Source organism: Candidatus Clostridium stratigraminis, from assembly GCF_045310675.1.
GTDB classification, from domain to species: Bacteria; Bacillota; Clostridia; order Clostridiales; family Clostridiaceae; genus Clostridium_AT; species Clostridium_AT stratigraminis.
In genome coordinates this window covers 136,721-148,828 of record NZ_JBJHZZ010000005.1, presented here as the reverse complement: position 1 = coordinate 148,828, position 12,108 = coordinate 136,721, and the positions used below count along the sequence as shown (strand labels likewise).

Sequence of the window (12,108 nt, the reverse complement as noted above, 5' to 3'; positions counted from 1 at the left end):
ATTGATATACTCCCCTTATATTATTTTCATATATCTTCATAAAAGATATCAAAGCGTACTATTGCCTTTTCAAATTTTCCGTTCAGAGTATAATTAAAACAATAAAATAACTACGAGATTATTTAAAAAGGTCATGGTACATTAAGATATTATCATAGTCCTATATCTTTTAATAATTCTTTTGCATTTTCGGCATCTGATATCGGCACTTGAATCTGTGCGAATATAGTTCCTGCTGCAATTAATGTTGGAACATCATTTATATAATATTTTATCCCTTCAGAATCTAAAATTGATTTTGCTAAAGCTATTAAACCCAAATTCCTTGTTTCTGCAATTGTAGTAAATTCTACATATTCAAATTCTGCTTCCTTTGATAGTTCTTCTACTAATTCAGCGCCACAATCAGCGCAGGTAGTAAATCCCTCACTATACTCACTCCTACATTTTGGACAAAACATTTTAAATACCTCCCTCTTTATTTAATTTATTTAGCCATGATTATATTTAATATGCTCAGAGCCTATAAACATAGGTATCTGATCACTAATAATCTTGCCAATATTTTCATTCAACACCTTAGGCAAGAGCCGAATTTTATCTAAATCTTCTATGTTAATCCATTCACTACTAACTTGCATATCATCAATTTCAATTGGTTTTTTTGCTGTTTCATTTCTTAATTCACATATAAAAATATGATACATCTTATGAATATATTCTGGATATAATTCCTTTGTTTTTGGATTTTCACATATTTCTTCACAGAGTGCTGCAAATATTTTTGGAATAACGCTGTAACCAGTTTCTTCAAGACATTCCCTAATTATAGCCTCCTGCAATGTTTCATAGGTGTGCTGTCCACCACCAGGTAATGAGTAATATTCCCCATTATATTCATCAAAACATTTATTTAATAGCACTTTTCCTTTATTAATAATAATTGCTTTTGCGGTACTTCTTATACTCATCTTTAAGCTCCTCGTTTCTTTACATTTTTATGTAAACATAATATTCTTTATTAATTTCACCCCGGAGAATTATTATTAAGATTAATTCTTTATTTAATTATATCACTGTTTACTATGTTATATATATAAATGTACACTGGGATGTCTCCTTGATATTTTTATTTTCCTTAATAAAAAATGGTAGACTAATTATTAGCCCACCATTTTTTCATTTAAATGTTATTGCCTTTTAGCGATATTGTTTAATTCTTTCATGTCATCACTGAGATGTTTGTATACTAAACCATATAGTTTATAATACTTATTGTACAATTCATGAGTATCAGGATTTGGTATTACCTTTTCATCAAATAGCTGCCATTTTTCAACATCATCATAGGTAAGGCATCCCGTTCCTATTCCTGCCAGTATAACGTCTCCTAAATTGGCCTCAACATCATTAAGCGGGCAAACTACTGCATATCCTGTAACATCAGCAATAATTTGTCTCCAAAGCTTTGATTTTGCAACACCACCTGCAACTAGTATATAATCTCCTAAATCAGTATTGGTGCTTTCCATTGAGTGTCGTAGTGAAAATGCTACCGCTTCAAGAAATGCTCTATATATATGAGCTTTTGTATGAGAAAGGCTTAAGCCCAGAATAGTGCCCCTTGCATTAGTATCCCACACCGGGCTTCTCTCTCCCATGAAGTATGGAAGTACTATAAGCCCTTCGCTTCCAGGAGCTATACCTTCAGCTTCCCTATCTAGCGCTATATAGGCATTCTCGCCACCATTCGTCTCAACTAGTTTTTCCTCCATAGCAAAATTGTCCCGGAACCATTTAATTAAGGCACCGGCAGTTGCTGCACCCCCAAAGGAATAAGAGAGCTTCTTAGCATCCTTAACATAGGGCATTTCTATAAGTCCTTTTGCACTTATTGGCTTATCGTGAACAAGAGCAGCACACATAGACGTACCAATAACAGCTGCATACTGACCTGGCTCAAATATTCCAAGACCAAAAGTAGCCACTACGCAGTCTACTCCACCAGCACAAACAGGAGTGCCTTCATTTAATCCAAGCTCCTTTGCTGCTTCTTTTGTAAGCCTTCCAACAATATCACTTGATTCAACTATACGCTTAGGCATCATACTCATCGGTATTTCCATTGCGTCCAGCATTTCTTTGGACCATGTTCGGTTTTCTTCATCGAATAATCCGCCGATGTTTCCTGCAGAGGAATAATCAACGGCAATTTCCCCAGTAAGTTCATATATTGCAAAGGAGTTTGGAGGTAAAAACAACTTTGTCTTTACCCAATTTTCAGGTTCATTATCCTTAATCCACAGTATCTTTGTATAACCGTAATATGGGTCTGTCCCATTATGTGTAATCTCATACATTTTTTCTTTGCCTATGTTCTCAATTACCCATTTTTCCTGTTCTGCTGCTCTTCTGTCCATCCATATAATACAAGGGCGTACAGGCTTTATATTTTCATCTACAGGAATTCCAGAGCCTCCATATAATCCACTTATGCATATGCCATTAATATTTTGAGGCTCACAGCCTGACTTCTTAACTGCATTTTTTATGGATAACTTAACAGCGTCTACCCATACCTCTGGCCACTGTTCTGCCCATAAAGCTTTTGGTGTCAATACGTCATATTCTTGAAGATCTGATGCAATAAGTTTTCCTTCAGTATCCATTATTATGGTCTTGGTTCCTGAGGTGCCTATGTCAGTTCCAATAAGATAGCTTGTCATACTTACCCCTCCTTTTATGCTTAGAATTTTATAGCAACCTTGAAATCTCCATCCTTACCAGTGGCATATTCAAATGCTGTTTTCCAATCTTCAAGTGCAAATGTCTTAGATACAACCCCATTAGTTTTTAAAGTACCCTTTGCAATATTTTCTATTACAAATGGGAAACAGTAAGGGCTTAAATGTGATCCAAGTACATCAAGCTCCTTTCGGTCGCCTATAATTGACCAGTCTAAGGTAGTTGGGGCTCCAAATACGGAAAATTCTACAAATCTTCCTAGCTTACGAATCATCTGCATTCCTTGTGTTACTGAGGATGGATGACCTGTTGCTTCTATATAAATATCACAGCCATAACCATCTGTTAACTTCATAATCTCCTCTACAACATTTACCTTGGATGGATTCCAAACCAAATCTGCACCAAGTTCTTTTGCCTTTTCTAAACGTTCATCCATCATATCAAGTACTATTAGCTTTTTAGGGTTTCTAAGTTTTGCATAAGTTACCATACCAAGGCCAAGAGTACCTGCGCCTGAAAGTACTACTATATCCTCACAGCCTATCTGTGCCCTGTCAACGCAGTGTTTTGAGCAAGCATAAGGTTCAATAAGAAGTGCATCTTCAAGTTTCATATCCTTAGGTACCTTATGTATTACAGCATTCTTTGGAAGTTTTACATATTCAGCCATACCTCCATTAAGTTTTCCGAAAAATCCAAAAATCTCATGAGGCTGGCACATCCAATAATGGCCATCTTTGCAGAAACGGCATTCCCCGCAAGGTACTATCTGATCAGCAGTAACCCTGTCTCCCATTTCGTAGCCTTTAACATTCTCTCCTATAGCAGCAACAATTCCTACAAATTCATGTCCGGGAATAAATGGTGCTTGTACCCAAGATGGCTGTGTCTCATCTCCCCAGAACATTGCAGCTCCATGCTGGCATTTAAGGTCACCTGCACATATTCCGCAGCCTTCTGTTTTTATAATAATATCATCTGGCCCGCAAATAGGGGCTGGATATTCTCCTTCAAACCTATAATCATTTGAGCTATAAGCTACAAGAGCTTTCATTGTTTTTGGCATTGACATATAAATTCCTCCATTCTATTTTTAATTTTTAAAATTTTTTATAGTAAATATAAAATTCTATTATTAATTAATGGAAAGTATTGCCCCTTGCTCTATAAGTATGTTTCTTATTTCATCTGTATTAACCTCAGATGGACTTATATTATGCTTTACAGCAAGTGCTGCACCAACACCAGCGCCTTCTCCAACTGCCATACAAGTTGGCATAACTCTTGAAGAACCAAATACTACAGCATCTACACTTATGCACCTGCCGCTTAGCATTAATCCATCAATATCTTCTGCAAGAGTACATCCATAAGGAATACCATATGGTTCCTCAAGCGTTTTTATATAAGTACCATTACCTTCACCATTATGAATATCAATAATGTATGAACCAAGTCCTATAGTATCAGCTGGAACATCACCATTTATAACTTCCTCTTTATGCAGCATTTTCTTACCTATAACCCTTCTTGTCTCACGTACTCCAATAGTTGGATTTATGGAAGACAAGTAACAGTCTTCAAAGCCAGGTACATTTTCCTGAAGCATCTTTATTAGCGGTAGAATTTGCAGATGTCCTTCCATCTCACCTCGACTTAAATCACTTGCATTAGTACCATCAAAGTTCAAAATTCTAATTGTGTTGATAGCAACATGGTCTGTTATAGGCTGATTAATATAAATTACAGTATCCCTATCTATAGGACATTTACCTTCAGCTCTAAGTTTTGAAATAAGTGCATTTAATCCGAAAAATACATGATTTGGGCTTTCACGGAAAAAGTCTGCATTGTAACCTGGACGTATGTGATTTAGTCCAGAACCATATGGTAATTCTTCAGGATGCTGCTCTAAATAGTCGAAGAATTCCTCTAATTTAACTCCACCAATATCAAACATTAAGGTTGGTGGCTGCATTAAACCAGTACCTTCCTGTCCTTTTTCATATCTTGCTCCAGCTAAGTAAGCTACATCACCATCACCTGTTGCATCTATGAATACTTTAGCCTGTATTTCAATCTCTGTACCCTTGCACATAACTGTAACAGATACCAGCTTTCCATTTTCAACACCAGCACCGATTACCTCAGAGTGCAGCAATGGCTCAATATTATTTTCTTTAATCATTTGGAAGCTTACTATTCTTGCATATAATGGGTTGATAATTGTTGTAGAGTTATGAAAAGGACATATTCTGTGTCCATAGCTGCCTCCCATTTCTGTTAATCTATCAACGATTTCCTGGGCAATTCCTCCAGTTACTGTTCTTCCTTTTACATCCAAGAAGGCTAGAAGTGGAAGTCCTGTAGTCATACCACCGCCTAAGAATCCTAGTCTCTCAACAATTAAAGTTTTTGCTCCTTGCCTAGCAGCTGCTACAGCTGCAGAAATTCCACCAGGTCCCCCGCCAAAAACTGCAACATCTGTTTTAATGATTTCTTTTTTCATGCTCTTATCTCCTCTTATCCTTACTACTAAATATATTTTTAAAGCTATAGCTAAAAATCTTTTCTGCTGTTTTTTCACCATCAAACTGCAAAGGATTAACTGCTTCATTACACAATAAATTCTGTTTATTTGATATTTTCTCATTAACAGCTTGTCCTCTTAACTCATAAAAGGTTCTGGAAAAGCCATGGGCTCCTATTTCTGAAAGAGCTCGAATACCTGATTTCCCAAGTACAATTTTCCCTATTTTTATGTTTGGAACCATGTATTGCTTGGAGGTTAAACCTAGTTTTGTGCACTCAAGAAAGTGAAAGTATTCATGAGACAATATTAATTCCTCAGCCTCATCCATTGACAGCCTATTAATCTTTGCCCATTTACTTACAGATTCTGTATAAAGTATTATTGCGTTACGTCCAGAATAATACTCGCTGAAATACCTCACATTCCCTGCTACATGATCCTTTTCACTGCGTTCAATTGTAAGTCCACTTATTTTTGCAATTTCTATTATTGATATTTCAAAGCCATGCTCTTTAATAATTGCTTTAGCTGCAGCTGCGCCTGTTTCCCAGGCTCTGTCGGAAATGCTTTCAAGATCACCCTTTGGAATTTTCTCATATAAAAGATCTCTTAGTAATTCTTCTCTTGACATTATCTTATCTGGAAATGGGAAAGCTCTCATGCCTATACCTCCAATCTTGCCCTAAATATTAACCTCTTTCGTTTTCTGTAGTAAGTGTACATATCATTATTAGTTTTTCAATCTCTTGTATGCCAGAAAGCTCCGCCTCACATACTGACTTTATCTGACCCGCACCTTGCATTCCAGAAAGGTCTATTATCCTGCTTCCATAAGCTATGTAGATATTTGGGATTTCCGCTCCCCCATCACTGTAATTTGTATATTCTTCAAGCAATTGATCAATAGCATTTTTCCATGTATTTGGTCCGCAGGTTCGTACAGAAGCATTCTTCTTTTGTAATCTTATTATTCCGTCCCTATCAATAAGCCTTACTGCATTAACCTTCTTTTTAAAGAATATTAATTGTTTCTTTATAATTTCACTTGTAATAGCACAGAGACTTCCATTATCAGCTACTATCCCAACCTTTTCTGCTGGAACCTTTAGGTTGTCAGCTACAATGTCCATAAGTTCCTTATCAGTTTTACGCTTGCCATTCATATCTTTTGTTCTAAGCTCCGTGGTTCCTATAGCAATGGCTCTTACCTTATGACGTTGAGCATCAATTTCTATTTTAACTTCAATAGTATCTGGAATGGCGCCTGATTGTACAGCCATACGCATAGCTTCTCTACGGATAGAAAGTATATCCTGCTCTGTTGGATTAGAAATAGTTCTTTCTACCATGTCCCTTACCATAGCTAACGCTACGCCTATAGGTGAGATAACTTCAGCATTCTTAGCCAGCTTGAACTTGCATCCAAAGGTTTCAGCAATATGTGGCACTACTGTTCCAGCACCACCGCCGCCGCCTATGAATGTTATAGAATTCTTGTCTAGGCCATAATCTTGAATCATGCTGTTTACAACCTTACCATTTTTTGCAGCAGAAAAACCAAGTACCTTTTTAGCTGCTTCTTCCACAGAAAGTCCCATGTTTTTAGCTAATGGTTCCCAGGCCTTTTTAGCTGCAGCTGCATTACCATATGCATAGTCCTTTTTATTTACATAGCCGCAAATATTAGCAGCACCAGAAAGAGTAAGTGCAAACTTCTTGCCATTTGAGCATTCTACATAGCCATACTCTGGATCATTTTCTAAGGGGCTTATTGTTTTTAATACAGGATCAACAATTTCAGACTCAGTGGCATATGTTTCATAGCCCATACCAGCAATATGAGCACTTCTTGGACCAACATCAATTGCCTTTCCGTTACTTATTTGCACCATACTTCCACCGCCAACACCTACTGTACGGACATCCAAGGAATTTAAATAGGTTTTATGGCCGCCTACCTCTGCGTATTTTATAGTTACATTACCATCCTTTACACAGGATATATCTGTACTTGTACCACCAACTTCGAAGAAAATACCATCAGTTAGTTTTTCATACATCAAAGCACCTGCAACACCTGCAGCAGGTCCTGATAGAATTGTAAGTATAGGTCTACTTCTAACTTCCTCAACTGTCATAACACCGCCATCACAGCGCATTACCATTAATGGTGCTTCAATTTTTGCATTTTTAATACTTTCTTCAGTCATATTAGCAGCATCCAGCATTTTTGGTAATATGCTTCCATTTATTACAGCTGTACGAGTTCTTACCTTAAGTCCATATAGCTTAGAAACATCGCTTCCTGCAGTTGCAGGAATGCCCATATTTCTACACTTATCAAGCACCATATTTTCATTTTCAGGGTTATCCACACTAAAAGCTTCTGTAGCAACCATTGAAACTGCACCTTGGTCCTTTAGCTCAAGTAATGCATTGCTTATATTTTCATTGAGTTTACCCATTTCTGAGGTATTTACATAGCTGTTTACAGTGTGAAGATATTTGTTTGAGGCAAGTTCAATATTTCCCATATTTGTATCACTTTTTGCCTTCATTCCCTGTACACCACTACCTAAAGTTATAATTCCAACCTTAGCAACATCTCCCTCAAGTAATGCATTAGTTGCTTGTGTAGTTCCGTGAGCAATGAATACAACATCTTCTGCTCTGATATTGTATTCTTCCATTATCTTATTAAGGACAGCTATTATTCCTGCTGCTACTCCTTCTTTAGCTGTGTGAGTTGTTGGCATTTTCACAGATCCAATCAATTCATAAGTTTCATGGTTTATAGCTACTGCGTCTGTAAAGGTTCCTCCTACGTCTATTCCTATCCTTGCTTTCATTTCAATACACTCCTCTGACTATTTAGTTATGTATAAAAGGTTCAAAGGGATTTCCTATGAACATTGTTTTCAATCTAATTGCTGGTGCTAATGATTTACTTAAATTGACAGGAAGTGTTTCATTTATAAGCTTCTTCAGCTTTACACTTCCTGCCAAACTTCACTTAAATTAATTCTAAAGTATGAATTTATGTCCACAAAATATTTATGTAAGATTATTTTATAGATCTTAATTACTATAAAAGAGATATTTCTTCATTTTATCTTTTAAAAATACATGAATGTTAATATAACTACAGTTGCTGCTGTAAGAACCCAGTTAGCTAGTTGTACTTTATTAGTAGTAGTTATTGGATCAAGTCCTACAAAGTTTGATGTCCATACAACTTGAGTTGAAGTAGGACATGACTGAGTTGGCCAACGGAATGCTGCATAGAATACAGCTGATAATGCTGCAACTGGCACAACATTTACTGCTAGCATACTAGCTGCCAATCCTGCACCAAGTCCCTGAAGATTAAAAGGTCCTCTGTATAATCCAAGTGGGCTAAGCAAGCAAACGAATATAATAAGGCTTGTTGCTGTTGCTGGGGTAATGGACACCATAAAAGGTTTAATTACAGATTGAGTTATAGGTGCTGTAACAGCATTTAAAATCATACCAATTCCGAACATCAAGCCTGTTGTTGGAGCACCTTCTTTAAAGCCTTCATAGAAACTTTGAACAATCATATTCATATTTTTAGACCAATTTCCATTGTAAGTAAATATAACTGCCCATAAAATTCCAATTACGAATACAGCCAAAGCAGGAAGCTTAAAAATTAGGGTAATTACTACAACTGCTAAAGGAGTTAAGCATGCCATTAATCCTCTGAATCCTTTTACTTGAGATGGTGCTTCTACCTTAACCTCTGTATTATTTCCATATTCGATATTTGCTGCAAATGCATATTTTTGACCATTTTTCTTGAAACTCCAAGCAAGATAAACTACAGTAAACAGACATCCAGCTGCGGCAAGTACAGATGCAGCAAGATTGATGTCAGCAGCCTTTACTCCAGTAATGTTAGTTATAAGTGCTATGTTTGCAGGATTTAGGGAATATCCAGCTGACATTGCTGCAAGAAATACATTAGCTGCAACAATTGGAGTAATACCAACAGAAAGCAATATAGGAAGTACAACTGCACCAACCATTGCAACTGCTCCAGTTCCATATAATGTAGTAAATAAGAATACGGTTACAGCACAGAGCATTAAAGTAATAACAAATGGCTTGTCCCCTCCAAGCTCAGCTGCCTTTTTAATAATTGTATTAGTTACACCAGAACGATATAGAATTTGAGATAACCAGCAGCTAAACAGGATTGCTACATATGTTCCTCCAAGCTTTAAGGAACCATTTACTAGAACAAAATCTAAAATGCCTTGATCTCCTCTTAAAGGCAACCCTGCTGCTGCGCCTATTAATATAGCCATAATTGGGAGTGCAAGCATAGCTGGTATTTTCTTCATCATCATCATTACAGCCATCGCTAAGAAAATTATTATAATTACAATACCTATTATCATTTTTTATAGCCCCTTTCGTTTTTTTACTTTTTCAAATTCATTAGTTTCAAACATAGTCCTTTTTGCGCAATGCTTTTTTGTCATTGATTTAATAACTTTCCCCCTTTACTTTTTTATAAGGCCTTTATATGTCCATAGGCTTAAATCGTGTTTAGCTTTTCATATTAATTTTCAACAAAAATAGACAGAAAAACATGCTTTCTTTGGTTAGTTTACCTCCAATTCAGATAATAAACCAGCATTAATCTTAATTTGTAACGTTTTAAATTTATTTTAAAGCAACACGAAAGCCTTAATATAACACTATGGATATTACCCAATAGTGCTTCCTTATCTTCAATATATCACCTGTTTATTTTATTTGTCAATAGTTTTCATGAATATTATGAATATTTTATAACATAAAACTATACTTATAACTCATTCACATTATTTCCATTTGTAACGTTACAATTTAATTGAAATTGTTTAAACAATGCATAATCATAATTGTATGAGCTTTTATTAAAAGATATTCTCATAGATGCTTTACGGACCCTCTTAGAATTAACTCCGGCTCAATAATAAGTTTAACCTTTTTTGCAGTAGGCTTATTAATACGATTCAACAATATCTTACAAGACTCTATACCAATTTGTTCCTTATGTATTCGAACAGTAGTAAGAGGTGGATAACTGTATTCAGCTAGAATGCTATCCTCAAACCCAATAGCAGATACATCATTAGGACAGTTAAGTCCCTTTTCATATAAAAATCTTAATGCACCTATGGTAATACAATCAAACCCTCCAATTATTGCAGTAGGTCTAATGTTCATATCCCATAAGTCGCTCATAGCTCTATAGGCAGCTGCTCCAGAATATTCCGCCTTTGTAATCCACTTATCATTTATTGGCAAGTCATGCTCTTTCATTGCCCTATAAAATCCACTCAATTTTCTTGCTGAAGACTGTGATTCATCTGGACCATTTATGAATGCAATATCCTTATGCCCCATTTCAATGAGATATTTAGTACTCTTATACATACCTAATTCTGGATCAGTATCAACATAGTCTAGATTATTATGTCTTGAACCTACAAGGACAGTTGGGATTTTAACTTCTTGAATCCTCTGTAGAACCTCATCACTGACAATACCACCTGTTACCAGCATACCATCCACCTTTGTGTTATCCATGATAGAAGGTAAAAATGTAGATGGATCATTTATTCTGAAATGTTCCAACATCATACTATAATTAGATTTGTTAATTTCCTTTTCAATACTAGGAAGTAATTCACTTAAATATGTGTCTGTATGTCCTTCAAAAGAAAACAAGATTGTTGAAGAAATAGTTGTTGGCCAAGCAACGCCAATAACTTTTTTAGTTTTAGTCACAAGAGAACGAGCATATTCATTAGGTTTGTAATTCAATTCTTTTATTGCTTGCAAAACCTTATATCTTGTTTCAAGCTTCACTAAATTGCTATTATTAATAACAAGGGAAACCGTACTTACAGAAACACTTGCTGCTTTAGCCACATCTTTAATTGTTGCTGCCACTTTATCACCCCATTGATACACTTTCACTCAAGTAACATAGATAAAGTCATTATACCACCAGGAAATGAGCATTTCAATAAGTAACAAAGGATGTAATTTATATAAAAATGTGGCAAGAGAAACGTCCCCTTGCCACATCAAATTTTATTTATTCATTGATTTTAATATTGAAATTTATTTCAAAAGGCTCATCTATTTCCTCTACTTCATGTTCATATCTCATAATTATTTTTTGGCTGCCTAATTTTAAGGTTTTAAAGTAAAAGTTCTGACGATTATAGTTTAAACCCGGCTTACCTTTTTCTGATTTAGGCATAGGTATATCAATCCAAGATCTGTTTTGAAACTGAATTATCCCATTATCAATATTATTCTTAATATTCCATGAAGAAGCAATTGTGCAATTTGCATGAAGAGATATGATAAAAAAGGAGTCCTTAGGTATATTCAAATTTACTATGTCACTCTTATTTACTAAGTATTGATTCATGGACGCTTTTTTTCCTTGATAGATAATTACTGCAGCATATTTTCTATTAGGATCAGTAGAATATCCATATTTTTGATTACTTAGAGTTTTGTCTATATTTTTCAAGTTTGTTATCTTGAAGTTATAGTTCAATAAGTTACTATTACTCTCATTCAATAACACTTGCTTTGAACATCCAATTAAAGGTATAGTAACTAATATTACAATAAAAACAAAAAAATATTTATTGAATTTCATAATACCACCTTAATTAACATTGATTTAAATCCTATAAATAAATCCAGTAATATTGTACCATAATATGGAATATTGCACAATATTACTGGATCTTCCTTATAATGACTCAATTGTATAGCATCAACCCTGT

11 protein-coding genes are annotated in these 12,108 nt (G+C 35.3%); all 11 read right to left on the bottom strand.

Annotation, left to right across the window (positions count from 1 at the left end):
- Positions 1-152: 152 nt before the first annotated feature.
- Positions 153-461 (bottom strand): putative signal transducing protein, encoded by a 309-nt coding sequence (locus ACJDUG_RS09945; protein WP_406769744.1) that lies wholly within the window; start codon positions 459-461, stop codon positions 153-155.
- 30 nt (positions 462-491) lie between these two features.
- On the bottom strand, positions 492-971 hold the full coding sequence (locus tag ACJDUG_RS09940; RefSeq protein WP_406769743.1) for an NUDIX domain-containing protein: 480 nt from the start codon (positions 969-971) through the stop codon (positions 492-494).
- A gap of 219 nt (positions 972-1,190) precedes the next feature.
- Entirely contained in the window at positions 1,191-2,726 is a 1,536-nt protein-coding gene (locus ACJDUG_RS09935; RefSeq protein ID WP_406769742.1) for an FGGY-family carbohydrate kinase, read from the bottom strand.
- Positions 2,727-2,746: 20 nt separating this feature from the next.
- A complete protein-coding gene (locus ACJDUG_RS09930) occupies positions 2,747-3,820 on the bottom strand; it encodes an alcohol dehydrogenase catalytic domain-containing protein (protein WP_406769741.1) in 1,074 nt (357 codons plus the stop codon).
- A gap of 63 nt (positions 3,821-3,883) precedes the next feature.
- Entirely contained in the window at positions 3,884-5,257 is a 1,374-nt protein-coding gene (locus ACJDUG_RS09925) for an FAD-dependent oxidoreductase (RefSeq protein WP_406769740.1), read from the bottom strand.
- A 4-nt stretch (positions 5,258-5,261) separates the two neighbouring features.
- Entirely contained in the window at positions 5,262-5,942 is a 681-nt protein-coding gene (locus tag ACJDUG_RS09920; RefSeq protein ID WP_406769739.1) for a hypothetical protein, read from the bottom strand.
- A gap of 28 nt (positions 5,943-5,970) precedes the next feature.
- Positions 5,971-8,130: a hydantoinase/oxoprolinase family protein gene (locus ACJDUG_RS09915; protein ID WP_406769738.1), complete on the bottom strand. Its 2,160-nt coding sequence runs from the start codon at positions 8,128-8,130 to the stop codon at positions 5,971-5,973.
- Positions 8,131-8,152: 22 nt separating this feature from the next.
- Positions 8,153-8,287: a hypothetical protein gene (locus ACJDUG_RS09910; RefSeq protein ID WP_406769737.1), complete on the bottom strand. Its 135-nt coding sequence runs from the start codon at positions 8,285-8,287 to the stop codon at positions 8,153-8,155.
- Positions 8,288-8,397: 110 nt separating this feature from the next.
- Complete coding sequence (locus ACJDUG_RS09905; protein ID WP_406769736.1) at positions 8,398-9,705, bottom strand: transporter permease; 1,308 nt, start codon at positions 9,703-9,705, stop codon at positions 8,398-8,400.
- A 517-nt stretch (positions 9,706-10,222) separates the two neighbouring features.
- Positions 10,223-11,251 carry a LacI family DNA-binding transcriptional regulator gene (locus tag ACJDUG_RS09900; RefSeq protein WP_406769735.1) on the bottom strand — a complete coding sequence of 343 codons (1,029 nt, stop codon included), beginning with the start codon at positions 11,249-11,251 and terminating at the stop codon, positions 10,223-10,225.
- Positions 11,252-11,399: 148 nt separating this feature from the next.
- Positions 11,400-11,978, bottom strand: a complete 579-nt coding sequence (locus ACJDUG_RS09895) for a hypothetical protein (protein WP_406769734.1) — start codon at positions 11,976-11,978, stop codon at positions 11,400-11,402.
- Positions 11,979-12,108 lie beyond the last annotated feature (130 nt).

Coding starts and splice junctions, on each gene's coding strand:
- ACJDUG_RS09920 (WP_406769739.1), bottom strand. CDS start 5,942: ATGAGAGCTTTCCCATTTCCAGATAAGATAATGTCAAGAGAAGAATTA.
- ACJDUG_RS09905 (WP_406769736.1), bottom strand. CDS start 9,705: ATGATAATAGGTATTGTAATTATAATAATTTTCTTAGCGATGGCTGTA.
- ACJDUG_RS09930 (WP_406769741.1), bottom strand. CDS start 3,820: ATGTCAATGCCAAAAACAATGAAAGCTCTTGTAGCTTATAGCTCAAAT.
- ACJDUG_RS09945 (WP_406769744.1), bottom strand. CDS start 461: ATGTTTTGTCCAAAATGTAGGAGTGAGTATAGTGAGGGATTTACTACC.
- ACJDUG_RS09940 (WP_406769743.1), bottom strand. CDS start 971: ATGAGTATAAGAAGTACCGCAAAAGCAATTATTATTAATAAAGGAAAA.
- ACJDUG_RS09895 (WP_406769734.1), bottom strand. CDS start 11,978: ATGAAATTCAATAAATATTTTTTTGTTTTTATTGTAATATTAGTTACT.
- ACJDUG_RS09915 (WP_406769738.1), bottom strand. CDS start 8,130: ATGAAAGCAAGGATAGGAATAGACGTAGGAGGAACCTTTACAGACGCA.
- ACJDUG_RS09935 (WP_406769742.1), bottom strand. CDS start 2,726: ATGACAAGCTATCTTATTGGAACTGACATAGGCACCTCAGGAACCAAG.
- ACJDUG_RS09925 (WP_406769740.1), bottom strand. CDS start 5,257: ATGAAAAAAGAAATCATTAAAACAGATGTTGCAGTTTTTGGCGGGGGA.